The 20,347-nt window shown below is 36.8% G+C and carries 20 protein-coding genes and 1 pseudogene; 10 read left to right on the top strand and 11 right to left on the bottom strand.

The features are described from left to right. The first annotated feature begins 9 nt into the window (after positions 1–9). Together secDF and IPH66_07285 are read left to right on the top strand one after the other, a co-directional pair. Entirely contained in the window at positions 10–3,102 is a 3,093-nt protein-coding gene (secDF, locus tag IPH66_07290; GenBank protein ID MBK7129148.1) for a protein translocase subunit SecDF, read from the top strand. A gap of 62 nt (positions 3,103–3,164) precedes the next feature. Continuing rightward, positions 3,165–3,524 (top strand): twin-arginine translocase TatA/TatE family subunit, encoded by a 360-nt coding sequence (locus tag IPH66_07285; protein ID MBK7129147.1) that lies wholly within the window; start codon positions 3,165–3,167, stop codon positions 3,522–3,524. Positions 3,525–3,599: 75 nt separating this feature from the next. Here the strand turns inward: IPH66_07285 and IPH66_07280 are convergent, their stop codons facing one another. Genes IPH66_07280 through serC form a run of 3 tightly spaced genes read right to left on the bottom strand, consistent with a single transcriptional unit; the run spans position 3,600 to position 6,311 of the window. Next, positions 3,600–4,250, bottom strand: a complete 651-nt coding sequence (locus tag IPH66_07280) for a ribulose-phosphate 3-epimerase (protein ID MBK7129146.1) — start codon at positions 4,248–4,250, stop codon at positions 3,600–3,602. 4 nt (positions 4,251–4,254) lie between these two features. Next, positions 4,255–5,214, bottom strand: coding sequence for a D-2-hydroxyacid dehydrogenase (locus tag IPH66_07275; GenBank protein ID MBK7129145.1), 960 nt, complete (start codon positions 5,212–5,214; stop codon positions 4,255–4,257). A gap of 23 nt (positions 5,215–5,237) precedes the next feature. After that, the gene (gene serC, locus IPH66_07270; protein ID MBK7129144.1) at positions 5,238–6,311 is read right to left on the bottom strand and encodes a 3-phosphoserine/phosphohydroxythreonine transaminase; all 1,074 of its coding nucleotides are present in this window, start codon (positions 6,309–6,311) and stop codon (positions 5,238–5,240) included. Between the two features lie 154 nt (positions 6,312–6,465). On the opposite strand from serC, the gene lgt reads away from it, so the two are divergent. The 6 genes from lgt (at position 6,466) to IPH66_07240 (ending at position 10,683) form a co-directional block, all read left to right on the top strand. Then, positions 6,466–7,371, top strand: a complete 906-nt coding sequence (gene lgt, locus IPH66_07265; protein MBK7129143.1) for a prolipoprotein diacylglyceryl transferase — start codon at positions 6,466–6,468, stop codon at positions 7,369–7,371. 355 nt (positions 7,372–7,726) lie between these two features. After that, positions 7,727–8,041: an HNH endonuclease gene (locus tag IPH66_07260; protein ID MBK7129142.1), complete on the top strand. Its 315-nt coding sequence runs from the start codon at positions 7,727–7,729 to the stop codon at positions 8,039–8,041. Positions 8,042–8,065: 24 nt separating this feature from the next. Next, positions 8,066–8,995: a restriction endonuclease gene (locus IPH66_07255; GenBank protein MBK7129141.1), complete on the top strand. Its 930-nt coding sequence runs from the start codon at positions 8,066–8,068 to the stop codon at positions 8,993–8,995. Between the two features lie 243 nt (positions 8,996–9,238). Beyond that, positions 9,239–9,532 carry a type II toxin-antitoxin system HigB family toxin gene (locus IPH66_07250; GenBank protein ID MBK7129140.1) on the top strand — a complete coding sequence of 98 codons (294 nt, stop codon included), beginning with the start codon at positions 9,239–9,241 and terminating at the stop codon, positions 9,530–9,532. Positions 9,533–9,537: 5 nt separating this feature from the next. Beyond that, the gene (locus IPH66_07245; protein MBK7129139.1) at positions 9,538–9,912 is read left to right on the top strand and encodes a helix-turn-helix domain-containing protein; all 375 of its coding nucleotides are present in this window, start codon (positions 9,538–9,540) and stop codon (positions 9,910–9,912) included. Positions 9,913–10,209: 297 nt separating this feature from the next. Next, positions 10,210–10,683, top strand: coding sequence for a hypothetical protein (locus tag IPH66_07240; protein ID MBK7129138.1), 474 nt, complete (start codon positions 10,210–10,212; stop codon positions 10,681–10,683). Positions 10,684–11,049: 366 nt separating this feature from the next. Here IPH66_07240 and IPH66_07235 read toward each other — a convergent pair whose 3' ends face one another. The 4 genes from IPH66_07235 to IPH66_07220 all read right to left on the bottom strand — a co-directional run bounded on the left by IPH66_07235 (position 11,050) and on the right by IPH66_07220 (position 16,078). Continuing rightward, positions 11,050–11,388 (bottom strand): hypothetical protein, encoded by a 339-nt coding sequence (locus IPH66_07235; GenBank protein MBK7129137.1) that lies wholly within the window; start codon positions 11,386–11,388, stop codon positions 11,050–11,052. A gap of 118 nt (positions 11,389–11,506) precedes the next feature. Next, positions 11,507–12,394: a YegS/Rv2252/BmrU family lipid kinase gene (locus IPH66_07230; GenBank protein ID MBK7129136.1), complete on the bottom strand. Its 888-nt coding sequence runs from the start codon at positions 12,392–12,394 to the stop codon at positions 11,507–11,509. Then, the gene (locus IPH66_07225; protein MBK7129135.1) at positions 12,394–14,286 is read right to left on the bottom strand and encodes a sulfatase-like hydrolase/transferase; all 1,893 of its coding nucleotides are present in this window, start codon (positions 14,284–14,286) and stop codon (positions 12,394–12,396) included. The genes IPH66_07230 and IPH66_07225 overlap by 1 nt, the downstream gene beginning before the upstream one ends. A gap of 7 nt (positions 14,287–14,293) precedes the next feature. Next, positions 14,294–16,078, bottom strand: a complete 1,785-nt coding sequence (locus tag IPH66_07220) for a M61 family metallopeptidase (GenBank protein MBK7129134.1) — start codon at positions 16,076–16,078, stop codon at positions 14,294–14,296. 77 nt (positions 16,079–16,155) lie between these two features. On the opposite strand from IPH66_07220, the gene IPH66_07215 reads away from it, so the two are divergent. Together IPH66_07215 and IPH66_07210 are read left to right on the top strand one after the other, a co-directional pair. After that, a complete protein-coding gene (locus IPH66_07215) occupies positions 16,156–17,019 on the top strand; it encodes a hypothetical protein (protein ID MBK7129133.1) in 864 nt (287 codons plus the stop codon). 8 nt (positions 17,020–17,027) lie between these two features. Further along, a complete protein-coding gene (locus IPH66_07210; protein ID MBK7129132.1) occupies positions 17,028–17,366 on the top strand; it encodes a hypothetical protein in 339 nt (112 codons plus the stop codon). Positions 17,367–17,512: 146 nt separating this feature from the next. Here the strand turns inward: IPH66_07210 and IPH66_07205 are convergent, their stop codons facing one another. The 4 genes and pseudogenes from IPH66_07205 to IPH66_07190 form a co-directional block, all read right to left on the bottom strand. After that, entirely contained in the window at positions 17,513–17,725 is a 213-nt protein-coding gene (locus tag IPH66_07205; protein ID MBK7129131.1) for a transposase, read from the bottom strand. A 122-nt stretch (positions 17,726–17,847) separates the two neighbouring features. Then, the gene (locus IPH66_07200; protein MBK7129130.1) at positions 17,848–18,486 is read right to left on the bottom strand and encodes a hypothetical protein; all 639 of its coding nucleotides are present in this window, start codon (positions 18,484–18,486) and stop codon (positions 17,848–17,850) included. Positions 18,487–18,532: 46 nt separating this feature from the next. Beyond that, a pseudogene (locus IPH66_07195) lies at positions 18,533–19,737 on the bottom strand (IS4 family transposase). A 64-nt stretch (positions 19,738–19,801) separates the two neighbouring features. Further along, positions 19,802–20,260 (bottom strand): hypothetical protein, encoded by a 459-nt coding sequence (locus IPH66_07190; protein MBK7129129.1) that lies wholly within the window; start codon positions 20,258–20,260, stop codon positions 19,802–19,804. Positions 20,261–20,347: the final 87 nt, after the last annotated feature.

Raw genomic sequence — 20,347 nt, 5'->3', positions numbered from 1 at the left:
CCTGATAAAATGAGAAATAAAGGATTTTTCTGGTCAATTACAATTGCCCTCGCACTTGCTTGTATTTACCAGCTTTCATTCAAATGGGCAACAAACAGAGTTGAAAATAAAGCTATTGAATACGGTCTTGAAAAAGTTGATTCATTAGTTGCTAACAACGTACCGTCCTTTATTGCCGGTAAAGACACACTAACAGTTGCTGATCCAATTGATCAAGATCAGATTGCTGATTTTTTCCGTCAAAAATATTTGGCTGACATTTCAAATGAATCAGTTCACTTGGGTTATACTTATTCAGAGTGTAAAGAAAATGAGTTGAACTTTGGTCTTGACTTGCAAGGAGGTATGAGTGTTACCCTTGAAATTTCTGTGCCTGAACTGGTAGATAAACTTGCCGGAAACACACGTAACCCTGAGTTTAGAAAACCATTTGAATCTGCCCTTACCCGCACTGCAAATGGTGAAGGTGATTTCATTGATATGTTTCAAGAAGAATATGAGAAAATGTTCCCGCAAGGTGCCATGGCAAAAATTTTCCACCCGCACAATCAAGAAAACATTCAACCCAACAATACCAACGATGAAGTAATTGACTTTTTGAAAAAGCAAGCTGATGGTGCCTTGGATGGTGTTGAAGTAATCATTGAAAAACGGGTTAACGCATTTGGGGTTTCTCAACCAACTATTCAAAAACAGACCGGATCAAACCGAATCTATGTTGAATTACCAGGCGTAGTTGACCGTGAAACTGTGCGTAAACGTCTACAAGCAACTGCAAATCTTGAATTTTTTGAAGTGTATGATAATGCGTATGACGGAATTGGAAACAAAATTCTGGAAGCAGAAAAAAAATTCGCTGATTTTCTTTCAACTGAAAAAACAGATACTCCTGTAATACTTGACAGCGCAGCATTAGCTAATGATTCAAGTGCAGTTTCCAATGATTCATTACAAGTTGCAACAGACGGTGACAGCACTGAAACAGACCTCTTGTCAGAAGCTGAATCAACAGATACCGCTGCATCAGCAGATATGACAGATGCTGAGCGTGATCAAAAATATCCTATCACATCAAAACTTACTCCTTCATTCAGTTATGATAATCAAAACCAACCGGTAGGTTTCAGTGAAGGACCTGTTGTAGGTTTTGCATCTGTTGGTGATACGGCGCTAATCAATTCACGCATTGCGCACCCTGAATTCAGTAAATACATGCCTGAAGATTTAGTTTTCATGTGGGAAGCTAAAGAGATGATGGATGAAAACAAAATTGAAATTGGCTTGATTCGTTTGTACGCTATTAAAGTGCCTGAAGGTGGTGCGCAAGTAGATGGTGAAGATATTGATGAATCATCCTATTCTACCAATCCGCAAAACCCAAGTGAGGTGCGCGTAACTATGCGTATGACTCAACTTGGTGCAGACAAATGGGCTGAGATGACAGGCAACAACGTGGGTAAATCTGTAGCTATCACCATGGACCGAATGGTTTACTCAGCGCCTGTAGTGCAAGAAAAAATGACAGAAGGTATTTCAGAAATTACCGGACCGACCATTGATTTGAAAGAAGCGAAAGAATTATCCGGCTTACTGAATGCAGGAGCTTTACCGGCACCTGCGCGTATCATTGATGAAAGTGTTGTTGAAGCATCTTTAGGTGAAGCAAATATCACAGCAGGTTTCACCTCGTTTGTTGTTGCGTTCTTATTGGTTCTGGTTTACATGGTGTTTTATTATGGCCGTGCGGGCTTAATTGCCAATGTTGCTTTGATTGTAAACATCTTCTTTTTGATTGGTGCATTGGCATCATTAAAAGCAATTCTTACACTACCTGGTATCGCGGGTATCGTGCTCACCATTGGTATGGCGGTTGATGCCAACGTACTTATTTTTGAACGTGTGCGTGAAGAGATGAGATTAGGTAAAGGTTTGAAAAATGCCGTGAGCGAAGGTTTCAAACGCGCCTTGTCTTCTATTCTTGACGGTAACATCACAACTTTATTAACCGGTATTGTACTTGCCTCTTTTGGAACCGGACCCATCAAAGGATTTGCTACTACCTTGATCATTGGTATTTTCACTTCCATGTTTGCTGCATTGGTAGTGACCAGACTCATCATGGTTTTCTTTATGGATCGTGATAAAAACATCAATTTCTCTACAAAAATTACAGAGAAATGGTTTACTAAAATCAACTTCCCTTTTGTTGCTAAAAGAAAATTATTCTATTTGATATCAGGTGCTGTTATCACAATTGGTTTAATCTCCATGTTCACCAGAGGATTGGATTTGGGTGTAGATTTCCAAGGTGGTCGTCAGTACAAAGTGGAATTTGAAGGTGAAGCAAACCCTGAAGCTGTTGCCACCAGTTTGACAGATGAATTTGAGGGAGCCCCAATTGTTAAAAGGGTTGACAACAAACGCACCGTGTTAATTACCACAACTTACCGCATTACAGAGTCATCTGATACCGTGAACTCTGAAGTTGAAGAACTGGTTAAAACCGGCCTTGCAGAATTTGGACCTTCCAACATTGTAGAATCCAAAATGATTGCACCAACTATTTCTAAAGATTTGAGAAGCAATTCAGTTTATGCCGTTGTATTTTCACTACTCATCATCTTCCTATACATTTTATTGCGATTCAGAAAATGGCAATATGGTTTAGGTGCAACACTCTCATTGGCGCATGACGTGTTAATTGTACTTGGCTTGTTCTCTATCTTCTGGGGTGTCTTGCCATTCTCACTTGAAATAGATCAGGCATTTATTGCGGCTATCTTAACGGTAGTAGGTTATTCAATCAACGATACGGTGGTTGTGTTTGACCGCGTAAGAGAATATCTTGGTATGTATCCGAAAAAAGATGAGAAAGAAACAATCAATATGGCGGTTAACTCAACTCTTGGGCGAACCATTAATACCTCAATGACCACATTCATTGTATTGCTTGCCATGTTTATTATGGGTGGTGAAGCCATTAAAGGATTCATCTTTGCCATTATGATTGGTGTAGTGGTTGGTACCTACTCATCTATCTGCATTGCAACACCAACAGTACTTGATTTTGGAAAAAAGAAAAATGTACATGAAGTGAAATAATCTTTAACAAAGACAATAATCACAAAAGCCTTCCTACCTTTGGGGAGGCTTTTTTATTTAGTATGTATTTGCTTTTTTTAAATGATGTGGGTACCGGCGAGTTTTTGCTAATTGTCGCTGTTGTGCTCATGTTGTTTGGTTCAAAAGGCGTTCCAGATATTGTAAAAAATCTTGGCAAAGGCATACGTGAAATTAAATCAGCCAGTGATGAGATTAAACGTGACATTCAAAACTCAGCATTAGAAATGCGCAGAGACATGAATTTGCCATCAGTAGATGAACTGGCTAAAATGGATGAAATAAAATCATTGGAAAAAGACATCAACACCGCAATCAAAGCTCCTGATCTCTCAGTGCCAACAGAGAATCCAAAGAAAACCACCGAGACAAAAGAAGAAGATCAAACCAAGGCAGGAGTATAGCTATTGTATAATTCGTGCAAGAAGCTACTACGAAATTTGGTGATTGAACTTGAATCAAATTATCTTCTAACTAAATTACCCCAACCTCTTCAAATCACTGATCGTTTTTTTTGGATCGGCAGAATTGAAAACAAAACTTCCTGCAACCAAGGCGTGAGCACCGGCAGCGAGTAAGCGTTTACCGGTTTCAGTATTAACACCTCCATCTACCTCAATCCATGTTTGAAGTGATAAAGCATCAATTTTTTTTCTCAATTGAGCAACTTTATTGACAGTTGATTCAATGAATTTTTGACCTCCAAAACCTGGATTCACTGACATGATTAATACCAAATCAAGTTCAGGTAAAATTTCATCCAAAACTGAAACAGGCGTATGCGGATTCAGTGCAACACCCGCTTTCATTCCTTCACTTTTTATCAATTGGATAGTGCGATGCAAATGAGTGCAAGCCTCGTAATGAACGGTGAGCCAATCAGCACCTGCTTTTTTAAATTCAGCTACATACTGGTCAGCGTGCGCAATCATTAAATGAACATCCAAGGGTTTTTTCGCATGCTTTTTTATGGCAGACATTACGGGAAAACCAAAAGAAATATTGGGAACAAAAACTCCGTCCATCACATCAATATGCAACCAATCAGCCTCACTTTGATTCAGCATTTCAACATCACGCTGAATGTTTGCAAAATCACAGGACAACATGGAAGGAGAAATGATGGGCATAATCTTATTTCAATAATTTGATAATTTGTTCAGCAAGTTCAATCCCAATTCGGTCTTGCGCTTCATCAGTTGCAGCGCCGATATGTGGAGTAGATGCAATTTTTTCATGTACCAGCAATTCGTGTTTTGGCGTAGGTTCTTTTTCAAACACATCTAATCCGGTTGCGCGCACCTGGCCTGAGTCAAGCGCTTTGATTAGTGCATTTTCATCAATCACACCACCGCGCGCAGCGTTGACTAGTATCACGCCTTTTTTCATTTTAGAAAATTCTGCTTCGCCAATCACGGCAGCACCATTAGCTTGCTTTGGCACGTGCAATGAAATGTAATCTAAATCTGCAATTACTTCTGACAAATCTTTCATTGGTGTGATGGTAACTTTCACATCACCATGTCCTGCTATCGGAACTTTAATTTCAACCGGATTGGTATAAAGATCAATGGCAATTACTTTCATACCACAACCCAATGCATAACTTGCAACAGATTGACCAATGCGGCCAAATCCAACAATGCCTAAAGTTTTTCCACGCAGTTCTTGTCCTTTACCATATCTCTTTTTCAGCGCTTCAAAATCTTTATCACCACTTACCGGCATTTGACGATGTGAGTGAAACAAATCACGTGAAAGTGAAAACATAGTTCCAATCACTAATTCAGCAACTGACTGAGATGATGCGCCTGGCGTGTTGATAACGTGCAAGCCTTTGCCACGTGCATAATCAACGTCTATATTATCCATTCCAACTCCACCACGTCCAATGAGTTTCAAACCGGGACATGCATCAATCATATCTTTTCTCGCTGTGGTTGCACTTCTTACCAACAAAGCGGTGATGCCTTCATTATTGATGTGGTTGATCAACTGATCTTGCGCAACTTTGGTTGTGCTTACATTGAATCCTGCTTTTGCCAATACGTCAACAGCGTCTTTAGAAATGCCGTCGTTTGCTAATATCTTCATAATGTCAGTTTAATAAAATCTTATTATCCGCGTTTTTTAGCTAGTTCTTTCATTACATCAACCAATACCTGAACGGATGAAATTTCAAGTGCATTGTACATTGATGCGCGATATCCACCTACATCACGGTGTCCTTTCAAACCATCAATGCCGGCTGCTTTCCACATGTCATTGAATTCTTTTTCAAGCTCATTGTTGGTGAGTACAAAAGTTGCATTCATAACTGAACGATCTTCTTTTGCTGTGGTTCCGGTGAATAAAGGATTTGAATCAATTTCATCATACAATAAATCTGCTTTAGCCTGATTGCGTTTTTGCATTGCCTCTACTCCACCGTTTTTCATCAAATGGCGCAAGTTTAACATGGCAACATAAACAGAAAATACCGGCGGTGTATTGAACATTGATTCTTTGTCCTGATGTATTTTCAGGTTGAGATATGAAGGAATATTTCCGTAGGTTGATTTACCTAAAATTTCTTCTTTGACAATGTATACACAGGCACCGGCAGGACCTAAATTTTTTTGTGCTCCGGCATAAATCAAATCAAAATCTGCCACATTCACCGGACGTGAAAGAAAATCTGATGACATATCACATACATGCGGAACAGAAACTTTTGGAAACTCATGCAATTGTGTACCAAAAATAGTATTGTTTGATGTGGAGTGGAAAAAATCAAAATCATTTGCCACCGTAAATCCTTTAGGAATATAATTGAAATTTTTATCAGCAGAACTTGCTACTTCAGTAACAGCAAGACCAACATTTTTTGCTTCTTTGATTGCTGCTTTTGACCAGGCTCCGGTATTGAGATACGCAGCATTTTTATTTGCGCGCATCATGTTCATGGCTGTAATAATAAAACCCAAACTTGCTCCACCTTGCAAGTAAAGAACAGTGTACCCTGCCGGTACATTCAACGCCTTTTTAATATTTTCACGTGCTTCTTCCATCACGTCAATGAAATCTTGACTGCGGTGTGAAATTTCTAAAATAGATAGCCCGTTAAAATCTACTACTGCTTTTGCACTTTGTTCAAATACTTCTTGCGGCAGAATGCAAGGACCTGCTCCGAAATTATGTTTTTTTGCCATGTGATTCTTCTTATTGAATTGTTATACAAAGGTGGCAGATTTTTGCATTTATTGGTTGCCATCCTTCAAGTTTATTTCAGCTGATTTTAAACAATGCTAATGTTTTCAGTTTTTTTGAATGATTCAGAAGCATATTCATTAATTTTGCCAACCTATGCTAGTAGCTGATTTTCTTTCAATCAACTGGGACATGAATCCCAGTGTAATTCCCTCACTCAATATGCCTCGCTGGTATGGTATCATGTGGGCTCTTGGTTTTTATTTGGGGTATGAAGTGTTAAAACGGATGTACAAATCAGAAAATTTGCCGGCCAATTGGGTTGATAAATCATTTATGTATGTTTTGATTGCCGGAATTTTAGGCGCCCGCCTTGGTCACTGCCTTTTTTATCAGCCTGATTATTACCTGGCACATCCCATTGAAATTTTAAAAATTTGGGAAGGTGGTTTAGCCAGTCATGGCGGAGCATTTGGAATTATATTGGCCGTTTTTCTGCTCAACAGAAAAGTTATGAAAACCGGTATGCTCTGGATTTTAGATCATCTGGTAGTACCCACCGCACTAGCCGGCTTTTTAATCAGAATGGGAAATTTGTTCAATCATGAAATTGTGGGCAGCCCTACCACTTCTGCTTTTGGTTTTAAATTTTTAAGACATGATTTGGATAGCGGGCAAGCTATGCAAATCACAAACAAAGGCAGTGCAGATGAAGCCTATGCCGAAATTGCAAGCAATGATAGTTTCTCATACGTGTGGGATATGATACCTGCCAGACACCCTGCCCAGTTATATGAAGCCATTATTTGCCTGCTTGTTTTTGGATTGTTGATGTACTTATTCTGGAAAACAAATGCAGGCACCATTAAGGGTTTTCTCACCGGCATATTTTTCATCACCGTTTTTGGGTCAAGGTTTTTAATTGAATACATTAAAGAAGACCAAGTAGATTTTGAAGCAGGCATGACCTTGAACATGGGGCAGATACTGAGTATTCCGTTAATACTGATCGGATTTTATTTGGTTGCCGTTAAGTTGAAGGCGGTGAAGAGGAGGCGTTAGGTGTTAGGGATTAGGTGTTAGGGATTAGTGATAAAAATTGTCGGGGCGAATTGCATTCGCCTTAAAGTAGAACGTGAAATGAATTCATAGCGAATTTATTCGCCAACTTGCAATTCAAAAACGAAAAGAGCTGCATGATGAGTGCGAACTGGGCTATACTCAATTATGCATTTCAAATTAAATCAAAACCATATTTTACTATCACACATAAAGCCCACCCTGAGGGGTGAAATTGGTTAATGCGCTTTATCATTAAAAGAAATAAAATCAATAGTGTTAGCCCGTTTAATGGAAAAGAGTGATATATTTATTTTTGCGTTAGAGGCAAGCTAACCGAGACAGGTAAAATGACACTATGACAAATCGCTGGGGCATACCGAAAGAAGTTGAAGAGCAAGTTCGAAAAAGAGATTTAAGTTGTGTTTATTGCAGAATTACATTTAACAACATTTCATATGACCACAAAACAAGGCCAACATGGGAACACATAATTAACGACATTAGAATTAATGGTCCAGAAAATATTGCTCTATGCTGTGGTTCATGCAATGCAAGTAAGGGAGTAAAAAAACTGGAAGACTGGCTGAATAGTAATTATTGCTCAACAAAAGGAATTACGAATAATACAGTTGCTCAAGTAGTGCAAGACTCTTTAAAGAATAAAAAATAATAACAGAATTAAAAATTACATAAAATGGCAATACCTCGTTATGATGAAATACAATTTCCTGCTTTGAAGTTATTAAGTGATGGACAACAAAGAAAAGCAAATGAATTCGAAGCCCCTCTTGCCAAAGAATTTAACCTGACAGAAGATGATGTCAATCAAATGTACGAATCTGGTAATGGGCCTGTATTCAATGACAGAGTAAAGTGGGCGCTTAGCTATCTGAGTATGGCTGGTGTTGTGACAAAACCGAAAAGAGGCACCTATCAAATTAATGAAGATGGATTAAAGCTAGTTAACAATCCGAACAAGTTTAGAGAATATATTGATACAAAGTTGTTGTCTAGAGACCACGCCAAAATCAAAAAAACAAATGACACAGCACCCGAAATAATATCGAGTCAAAATGAAAATACTCCTGCAGAATCACTTTATACATCGTTTCAAGGCATTAAAAAATCTGTATATCGTGAACTAATTGACACAATTCTATCAAAAACTCCCAGAGAATTTGAAAAGTTGGTTGTACAACTTTTGCAAAAAATGGGATATGGAGGGGAAATAAAAGACTCTGGTTTAGTAACTCAATACACAAATGACAAGGGCATTGATGGCGTAATAAAAGAGGATATATTGGGCTTCGGAAGAATTTACATCCAAGCTAAGCGTTATAAAATAGACACCAACATTCAGAGAGACGAAATTCAAAAATTTGTTGGAGCACTTGCTGTTGCTCAATCAGACAAAGGAGTTTTTATAACAACCTCTGACTTCACAAAAGGTGCTTACGAATATGTTTCTAGCTTAAACTCGACAGCTAAAATTGTCTTGATAAATGGCGACAAACTTGCTGAATATATTTATGACTATAACCTTGGTTTACAAACTGAGAAAATAATTGAAATTAAAAAACTAGACAACGACTATTGGGACCTAATGGATGACGATGAAAAATAGCCAGCCCCTAATCGAGTAGCCCGCCCTACTCCCAAATGGGAATAGGGTTAGGCTCTCACACCACTCCCGATTTCTATGGATTATTAAAAAAGTTTTTGTTCCGCTTGGTGGGTACTTTTAATCAAGGTTGCACTACTACTTTATGCGTAGTTCGTTACTTGCAAGGTTAAAAAAAGTAATTTTTTCTAAAAATCTTTTCCCAATTCGGGAACTTTTTACTATCTTCGAAAAAAGAAACGCAAGTTGAGGATCATTTCAAAAAAAACACTTCGAGAATTTTGGGAAAAACATTCCGACAGTCAACAACAGTTGAAGTCTTGGTTTCAAGAATCAAGTAGTAAAGGATGGAAGTCTCCGAAAGACATTAAAAAGGAATATCCAAGCGCCAGCTTTCTGGAAAATAATCGGGTGGTATTTAACATCAAAGGAAACAAATACCGACTGGTCGTAAAAATAAACTATGATTATCATATGGTTTGGATTCGATTTGTGGGAACACATGCTGATTATGATAAAATTGATGCTAACAAAATCTAGATGTTATGACTATTAAACCTATTAAAACGAAAAAAGACTACCAAAGCGCATTGGAAAGACTTGAAAAAATATTTGACGCAAAAAAGGGTTCAACCGAAGGTGATGAACTTGAGGTTTTATCTATTCTCATTGAGAAGTACGAAGATGAACACTTTCCGATTGGTTTTCCAGATCCTATCGAAGCAATCAAATTTCGCATGGAGCAACTAGGTTATAATCAAACTGACCTAGCTAAAGTCGTTGGGCTTAAAAGTCGAGCTAGTGAAATTTTAAGTAAAAAAAGAAAATTAACGCTTGATATGATTCGACTGATTCATGATAATTTAAAAATTCCAACCGAAGTACTCATTCAAACATACAAGCTAAAACCCAGCAACTAATCGAGTAGCCCGCCCTACTCCCAAATGGAAATAGTGTTAGGCTCTCACACCACTCCCGATTTCTATGGATTATTAAAAAAGTTTTTGTGCGGCTTGGTGGGTACTTTTAAGTTCAGTACTTTTAATCAAGGTTGCGCTACTACTTTTATGCGTGAGCCGTCAGACTGTCTAAAAACCTCCTGCTGAGAATTAAATATTCGGGTAGTGATCCATGAAAAATTTCATATATTCGATTCTCAAGAGGCAGATTTTGGTTTTTAGACAGACTGCCGTTAGCAGTAATTAAACAAACCACTTATGAGCATGACTGTAGATATTAGGAAATACTCCTTAGATAATATTCTGTCTCACTTAATAGAATCATCTGTTATCAAAAAGAAGTGGTTCGGAAAATCGACCGACAATTATTGGAATTATTTAGATGCAAATACGACGAAAATCGAAACAGAATTGAATAGTCACATAATTGCAGATTTGCTCGCCTATTTATATCAAGAAAAAAAACTTAAACTGGGGTTCGAAAATGAAAGTAACACAATCTCAGTTAACAGAGGAACGGGAGTTTTGCTAATCCACCCGACCGAAATTGTAATGATCACTTCAATTATTTCGGAACCGAAATTTATGGAATCATTCGAATCGTACGCGAAAGAATTAAATGGCGAATTTTTTGACTATTCAAAATCGGAAATCAGTCAAACTATAAATGAATTTACAAATGCAATTTCTATCGACAACCAAAACATGAGTATAATTATTAATATTGGGTGAAAACTACTGCTAACATCGCATGCTATGTAAAGCCTTAAGCCCTGATCTCAGCGCTCACCTTGGATTCAATATGTTATAATTTTTATTTTATCAGCGGTTAATTGTTGGAAAATTGTGTTGGCATTTTGTGCCGGAATTTTTCACAACCGAACATTATAAATCGAAAAATATTTTACTTGACACATTTAAGGTTGAGGCAAACGGGTTGCAAGTTTTGATCGTCGTGTAGGCGCAGGTCGCGACCTGCGCCTACGTTATGAATTTTCATTTGCAACCCTCATACGTACCATCAATATTCTTTTGTATAATTTGATATGATTTTAAGAAGATTTTCAACACAATTTTTATTCTCAAACCACCATGCCCTCACTTAATCTCATCATCCTCTTCATTAATAATTGAATCAAGATATTCATCTGTAACTTCTGATTCGGGATTGCTGCGTTTTGTCTTGGATGAAATCAAAAAATAAATGGGTACACCGGGAAAGGCAAGCAGCATTATGATTGAAAACACATTACTGCCGCTCAAGAAAATATTCCAAACGTAAGAGGCATTCACCAAATACAAGAGGAGTATAAACGCAACCAAGACTGCACCAATATTAAACATTACGCGAGATGGTTTTCTGGCATTGATGGCGCTAACAATAATTGCAGGAATGCTCAATAACATGCACAGCGGAAAAAAGTAAAAAAATTGCATATCCCGAAAATACAAAAAAAACAGCCACACGTGCATGTGACTGTTTTCTTAAACAAATTATTTGTTGATTAGTATTGGATAATTAATTCAAGACAATATCTAAAGAAAAACGAATATCTTAAATCAGAATCAAAGAAGATGGCTTGATTTGAATAGTGAATTTTTCTGCACATCCAGCAGGTTCACCATCCACATGAAAATCAATCTCAGTTCCACTTTCAGTAAGTATTGATGCGCTATTCTCAAAACTGTGCACCGTGCAGTGATTTGATTGATGAATTTTACCTTTAAAAAATTTCCATGCAACGGCAGGCAATTGACTCTTTTTTATTTTATCTAGTAAAATCAATTCAAATTTTCCATCAGTCAATTCACTTAAGGGGGAAATTTTAAACCCGTTTCCAAACTCACCTGAATTTGCAACAGAACACATAAATGCGCGATGTCTGATGCTAGTTTTTTGGTCTGTAAAAATGAAAACCTCCGGCTCATATTTTCCAAATTCACGCAATACCAGTTTGATATAACTGATGAAGCCACGCTTATGGTATTCATCAAATTTTTTAGCCACGTGAGCATCAAAACCAAAACCACATGTGCCCAGAAAAACAGTATCATTCACCAAACCGGTATCAATGGCTGTCTTTTCAAAACGATTGATGCGTTGAATGGCTTTGATATGGTTGAGAGGAATGTTAGCATATCTTGCCAAACCATTACCTGAACCGCACGGAATGATGCCCAATGCACAGGCAGAATCAACCAATGCACTGCCGGTTTCATTCACTGATCCATCACCGCCAATGGCAATGACAGCGTCATGTTTCAGTTTTGCCTCATGCGCAATTTCACGTGCATGTCCACGGTGGTTTGTATAAGCAATTTCATAACTGAATTTTTGATGATCAAGATATTTCTCAATCAATGGGGGAATAATATTTTTTTTTCCAACGCCTGAAATTGGATTGATGATGAAAAGCAATTTATTTTTCTTTAACTCTTGCATCAGTCAACTTTCATTTTATTTGAAATTAACGCGTGGTTATATGTTTGAATCATGGCTTTTAACGGAGTAAGCAAGGCTTGTTCCAGCGCTTTGTCACCTGCAAGATTTTTAGTTTGAAGAGGATCATTCAAATTATAAATGCCATTAATTTTTTCATCTTGCCAGGTGAGCATATATTTTTCAGATCCACACTCGTAGAAAAAAATAAATTTATCGCCAACAAAACTTGCACTATACCCGGGTGCATCACTAAAAGCTGACTGGCCAAAAACAAAAACCGGTTTATCATATCCCAACAAATCCAACACAGTTGGCATAATATCAGCTTGACTCACAATACGGTTATTTTTTCCTTTCAACAAAGTATCAGACGGATGAAAAAGTAATAACGGAATATGCATATTTCCCATGTCTTTATAATACAAATCAGTACCTGAAGCCGGTGTGTGGTCAGCTGTTATTACAAACAAAGTATTCTGATACCATGGCTGCTTTTGAATAGTTTTAAAAAATTCACCTAAGGCGTAATCTGAATACCTCACAGAATTATGCACGTCTTCAGGTCCTTGATTAAAACGTGATTTATGCTTTTCTGGTATAGCGTATGGTGGATGAGATGAAATGGTGAAGAGCGCAGTAAAAAATGGAGATGACATTTGGCTGATTTTTTCAGCAGACCAGTTTAAAAATTCTTCATCATAAATACCCCAGGTTCCATCAAAATGATCTTCATTATTGTATTCATTTCTTCCAAAATACTGATCAAATTCAGCGAGATTACAATAGACATCAAAACTCATGGTTCCGTTAGTGGCACCATGAAAAAACGCACTTGAATAACCAAGTTCACTCAATCTGGCAGGCAATGATTCAATTCTGTTAGAAGCATATTGAGATGTCATGTATTCAGGCTGCATGAGTTTTGGCAAAGATGAAATGATGGATGGCATAGCATCAATAGATTTTTTTCCATTTGCGTAGCAATTCGTAAACAACATACCATGTTGAGACAGCGAATCAAGGAATGGAGTGTACGCCGCATTGGAACCATTAATTGAAGCTATATATTCAACTGAAAAACTTTCCAAAATAATAATCATCACGTTGGTACCCGCAGGTAATTCAGCATGCTCAAACTTTTTCACCGGATTAAATAGTTGAACCAGTTCATCAGGTTTGAAATAATCTTTTTCTTCCAAGGCTATTGCGCCCCAAGTTTTAATCACCGTGAAAGCAGAATTTTGAACCAATGCAATATTTTGTTCAATGGTATATGCAGATGCCTTTGCCGGTGAAACAGGACGCAACCCTATTCCGCCCCGGCCAACAATCACAAGTATTATAGCAATGATTGGGAAAATAATAATTTGTTTCCACCAAGGAGTTATTGCACTGTCATCTTCAATTTTACCAATGCGTTTATAAAACCACCAACCCATGGTTTGCAAACAAAAAAGGAATAAAAATAAATACCAATAATCTTTAAAAAATGAAGGCAGTTGTTGAGCAAAGTCATTACCAAAACCCAACATGGTGAACAATGAAGAAGTAGAACGAGATGCCGTAAATTTGAAATATTCAATATCTGCCAGATTAATCAGCAAACAAAGAAATAAAGTGACATGAAATGAAAGCGCAAGAATAAACTGGTACCATTTCTTTCCTCTCCACTTATTTGGAAAAGTTTCAAGCGCACCCAGCGGAAGAAAAACAATGGCGGTGGTCATGATATCAAACCACATACCTGATAAAAAATCAGTGAAATAAACTACCGGAAAACTTTTGAGATTAAACACCAAAAAAAGTAATCGGCAAATTGAAAAGAGCAGAACAAAAACACCCGCCTTTAAAAAAAAGCGAGCAAGGTATTGCGGAATAATTTTTTTAACCACAAAAAAATCAGTGATTAGCAATATCTACACGCAGCCAGTAATCAAATCTACGACGAGTATCATCATCAAAGTTTGGCTGAACGGTATACTTTTTATAACTCTTTCCACCCATGGTAACTGAATAGGTTTTGAGTACATTATCTCTTGAAATCAATACATCAAAAGTATCACCCTTACTCAATGTTTTTACAAACGCATCAAATTCACCTTGGTCAACACGATATCCATTAATAGCTATAATTTCATCATTCACACTCAAACCACTTTCTTCTGCTGCTGAACCTGCTGTAATGCCTGTTATCATCAAACGTCCGCCTGAACCTGAAGCTCTGACACCAAGAAAAGGTTTAACAGAATCATCACTATTGAAGAAAGACAAACCAACCGGTTTAAAATATTTTTCATAATCGGGTGTTTCAGTGCCATACACGTATTTGGTAAAAAACCAATCCATATCTTCACCTAAAAATTCTTCAAGGCTTGCTTGAAATTCATCTTCAGTAAAACCTACATCATTTTTCAAATAAAAATCTTTATAAAGTTTTTGCAAGAAATCATCTAAACATTTTTTAGCATCAAATTTTGCGATGATATAAAGATCTAAAATAGTGGCAAGTATCTGCCCTTTTGAATAATAAGAAATGGTAGTATTTGCACTGTTTTCATTTGGACGATACGCTTTAATCCACGCATCAAAGCTTGAGTGCGCAACACATTGCACCTTGTTGCCTGCTTGATTTTCTACATAATTGATAGAGCTGATAATTTTATTCAGGTAATCATCTTGCGAATAAAAACCGGCACGGCGTAAAAATAATTCATCATAGTATGACGTGAAGCCTTCCATTACCCAGAGTAAATCAGTATAATTTTCTTCATCATAATTGAAAGGTCCTAATGCTTTTGGCCTTATTCTTTTCACATTCCACAAGTGAAAATATTCATGTGCAACCAAACTGAGGAAACCATAATAATCATCCCCCTGATAAGTCCACCTGTTTACTTCAAGCGTGGTAGAATTTTTATGTTCAAGCCCACCGGATGGATCTGTTACGTTGTGAATAATGAATACATATTCTTTATTTGGATTATCTCCCATGGCTTTGGTTTCTGCTTCAACAATGCGCGCCATATCTTTTTGCAAAACTGAAACATCATAATTTCCTTCACCATACATGGCTACCGTGTGCACTACATCACCTGCTTCAAACTGAAAAGTTTCATGGTTACCAATTTCAACCGGACAGTCAACCAATTCATCATAGTTGCTAAATGAGTACACATTATTCCCTTCAGATTTTAGTGCTGTGCTAATTTTTTTGAATGATGCATGCGGATTAATGGTTAATTTTCCTTTGGTTTCTTTATAACCGTCAACATACATAAAAATGCTGGTGCCGTTTAAATATCCATGCGTATCATCCAGAAAACTGGTGCGCACAGACAATTCAAATGCGTAGACCTTGTATTCAATTTTTACATTTTTCAAACCTTTGGTATTAATTTCCCAGGCATTTTTCGTGATTTTTTTCACCTCACGTTTTGTCCCTTTTTCATCGTAAGCATATACATTGTCAATGTTCTGAGAAAACTCGCGAACCAAGTATGAACCCGGGGCCCAGACCGGCATTTTGATGGTGATTTTTTCAGCATTCAAATCAGAAATCTGCATACTCACCTCAAAATAATGAGTGCTTGGTTTGGACATGCCTAATTGGTAATCAATGGATATACAAAATGATGATAACGGATAATAGGCGAATACCAACAATAAAAAAATGATTTTCTTCATGTACTTGAATTTGAATCAAAATTAAGCATTTGCGCGAAATATTCTGTAATTTTGCTCAGTACGTAAACCAACTCTACATGAAGTATCTAAGCATTTTAAGTTTTATTGTCATTTCATTAACAGCTTGTCAGGGCAATACTGATCCCGGCACAACTGATTCAAATGAGAACGAAGAAATTGCCAGACTAAAATCTGAGAATCGTCTTTTACAAACACAACTCAATGAAAAAGATTCTGTGTTGAATGAGGCCATTATGCTTTTTAACGAGATTGAGCAAAATCTTGCCATGATTAATTTGAAAGATGATGAAATCAGATTGCGTTCAACCAATGTTGAATTGGCAGAAGATGGAAAACAGTGGATACTTCAGGAAATTCAAAACATCAACTACCTGCGTGAAGCAAATGGAAAAAAAGTTGAAGAATTAAATGAGATGCTTAAAAGTGATCAGCTACAAATTGAGCAATTTCAAAACATGATTACTAATTTGATGAATCAAATTCAGGTGCAAGAAGAGGAAATTGAAATGCTCCGTCTTGAATTATCTGATCTTGATCGTGAGTATGTTGAATTACTTGAGGCGTATGAAGAGCAAACTGAAATTACATTTGCCACTTTACAAGAACTTAACAAAGCGTATTACGCTTACGGCACCGAAGAAGAATTGATTGCAAACGGCGTATTAGTGAAAGATGGTGGTTTCATTGGCATCAATAAAAAAGTGCATTTGAAAGACGATTTTAATGATGATTATTTTACGCAGATTGATTTGAGTAAAGACAAAACTATTCAAGTTACCGGCAAAGAAATTCGGTTTATCACTGACCACCCTTCTACCGCTTATTCACTTCAATCTAACGGCAACAATCACAAGATCATTATTCAAGATGAAAAATCATTCTGGAAAGTATCCAAGTATTTAGTGGTGCTTGTTGAATAATGGATTTTTTGGGATTAATTATATTCGTTTTAGTCGTTTCCGGTCTCGCCATGTGGATAGTTGCACTAGTGCAGCTCATTCAATTAGGCGGCTCAAAAGGTACCGGAATTTTCTTCATTTACTTGGGTGGACTTATCTTAACCTGCGGGCTACTTTGGTTAGTTATTGTACTTCCTTCATTAAACTGCCATGGTTTTCTCTGTGGCATCGGTGAAATTTTAATTTTCCTTGGCTTAAGTATTTTGCTATTTTTTATCACCCCTATACTCATGTTGACCATTCACGTCAGACGACTAAAAAAATCTCCGACACGTGAAATTGCGGCTGACATTGAGATATTGGATTGAGGTTGAAGAATTTCCCCCCCCTCGCGCTCGACTTCCAACGGATGTCGAGTGTGTACCTTCAGTATCAACTCACCAAGGTAGCGACTCGGTGAATCGTTTCTTTTTCATATCCAATTGTTGTTAAATTTACTAATTTACAATTGGTGCTAATTGATGGGGAGCTGACATATCATGTGTACATGATTTGGCATTATGCAGTAACAAAATAATTCAAGTCCTTTGTTTTTGCGACAATATTTAATACTGTCAATCAGAATTTCAAAATAGATTTCTCTCGTAAAAATATCCACCCAGTTGACAGTTGCAAAACTTATAAAATAGGCAGCCTCAGGTTTATGAAAACGATATTTAGTACTCATTGAAGGGGCAAATATAAATTCTATAGTTGAAATTCTAATAAGGCTTACGTAAGGCACGAGCGTGACGCTCGCGCCAGCGGGGGGTTGCGGAATTATAGAAGAAGAAATGGCATAAACTCCACTTAAGAATTGCGCTCTAATTCATACAAGTTCCCTAAAGTGTCCAAACAATAAATTTTACCCTCTTTTATTTGTAAATTTTCTTTTCCTCCCTTAAGTTGTTGATGCTGTTTTTTGTCAAAATCAAATTCGTAGTAATCTTCTATATGTAATGTTTTTGGATTGAATACACCAACAATGTTTGTATTGGCTATAAAATAATGCAGTCCCTCAGATACCACATCAACACCAATGTAGTTTATATCTGATTCACGACCAACTCTTTTCCACTCCTCTTTAAGATCCATTTTTCGAAGCACCGTGCCGCTCTCAGCATCCACCTCAAGAAACGTATAACCATATATTCCTTGAAAAATATTTGAACCATTTATTTGTTGTAGGTTACGAGCCACGTGGGCATCTTTTAAAAAAGCTCTTACTTCTCCTTTTTCAATATCCAAAAAAAGTACATCCCCGTTTGTCATCGTAATAACTAAAACATTTTGACAAAGACCACAAAAATCCGCAACTTGATAGGACTTTTCGATTGGACCATCGTGCCAAGTGCCGAGGGTGGAGAGATAAAAGGAAAATATTGCATTTGGAATCACTACTGTCCGATAAAAACTAAAAGTACGTAAAAACCCTTTCAAAACCCTCATGGTTGCGTATGAAAAGCCTTGTATTTCAAAAGTAAGCCCCCTCTTTTCAGGCTGAACTAAATTCGAATTGAAGTTGTGGATCTATTTCAACTAGCCAATCTTTTTCTGGATTTTCTAGAAATTTGATCAGATGAATGTAATTGAAGAGATGCAGTCTGCAAAAGTTGGCCAGATTAGAGAAAGCCCATTTTCGTTTAATTTTTTGTGGATAACGGTCAACAGCAGATTCACTATTAGCGTACACCAAATCTGAATTTTGATTGCATTCTCATTGTCGCCTAAAAAAATATTTTAGCGGAAAGTTTTGTTTGAGCTGTTTGAAAAGTAATTCAATTTGCCATCGTTTTTGTAAATGAGTGCGATGTGTCCTGCGTTCATCCCTTGTATGTTGGTTATAAATTCAAAGCATCTTTTGTGTTCGTCATCCCAGTAAGCAATTCTTCTGAGTTCAGTAGTTTTGAGATATTTTCCGTTGTCTTTGACTTCAACTTTTATAATTTCATCTTTCAATACACCTGCGTCAATATAGCTGGGAATATCATTTTCTACAACCAATTCATAGGTTGCATTTGATTTTAGTCTGGTGACAAAATAGATGTTGTTTTGTGTGAATTCATCAAAGGTTTTATAATCATTATATCCTTTATCAAACACAGCTATTTTGCCTTTTCCAGCTTAAGTTTTTAAGGAATTTTTTATCGTGTGTTGTCGCTGATGAAAACCAAATCAGTTTTGGAACCTGTTCCTGAAGATTAATTTGAGTGTGTACTTTTATGCCTCCTTTTCTTTTGCCATTGGAGGATTTTCTGCCAACACAGCTCAATAAATCACGAAACAATGAAATAGTTGTTGAATCAATAATTTCCACTCTTTGTTCCCATACATATTGTTTTCGGCTGTCCGAGATAACCCTGAGTACTCTTTGTACAATAAATAATAAATCTCTTGAAAAACCTCATGACTCCTTCGAGCATTTGCATCACTCAACGTGCTTTTGTGCGGAATGTTTTTTAACTGAAAATGATTTGTCTTTCCTTTGAGCCCAAGCATAGCACCGGCAACCTCTCGCAACGATGAACAATTGGCGAAAGTTGAAAACAACATGCTGATTAAGTGATCAGATGTGTCAAATCGTTTGGTATAATAATCAGAGTTACGGTTCTTAACCACTCTGCTTACAAGAGTTGGGTCAATTAAAGAAATCAGCTGTCCGAAAACCGACTGTCCAAAAAAGTAGTTACTTTTATTCATGTGTATTTAGTTCGTCAAAACCAAATTACACTAAAGCGGGAAATCTGTTATGGAAATCCCGCTTTTAAATTTTTTTTATCGGACAGTAGTGATTTGGAATATCAATTTTTGAAAACATTATTGATTTTTCCGATTTACAATCTATGACTAAAAGTTTAAGTTCCTCATAAAAATATGTCTTCAAAATTTTATACGGATAAAAAATTGACTCCTGAGAAACTCTGTTTAGAATTTTAGTCTTACCATCAAAAAAGCTAACCATGTAATTATTGGTTAACTGCTTGAGATATTCATTACTAAATTCAATTTTTCTATTCTCCATCAAATCGATTAATAGCCCATCTCCGTTATCATTATTTGTATAAAGAAAGTTGTTATGATAAAATAATTCCTGTAATCCGATTTTAGAAATAAACAGACTGTTATCATTTACTACTAAATTTTTATACTCAAATAATTTTACAATACCTATTGGCGTTTGTCTATATCTCGAAATGCTTGTTTCTATAACGTTTAAATTCATTTTAATAAACTTCAATTATTGAATTAAGAAAAGTATTCAAAAAACTATCTGTTATGTCGGCAGATGAAAAGATATCTATAGTTCACC

The organism is Crocinitomicaceae bacterium, assembly GCA_016708105.1.
Taxonomy (GTDB): domain Bacteria; phylum Bacteroidota; class Bacteroidia; order Flavobacteriales_D; family Crocinitomicaceae; genus JADJGJ01.
This window is presented reverse-complemented; position numbering and strand designations above follow the sequence as displayed.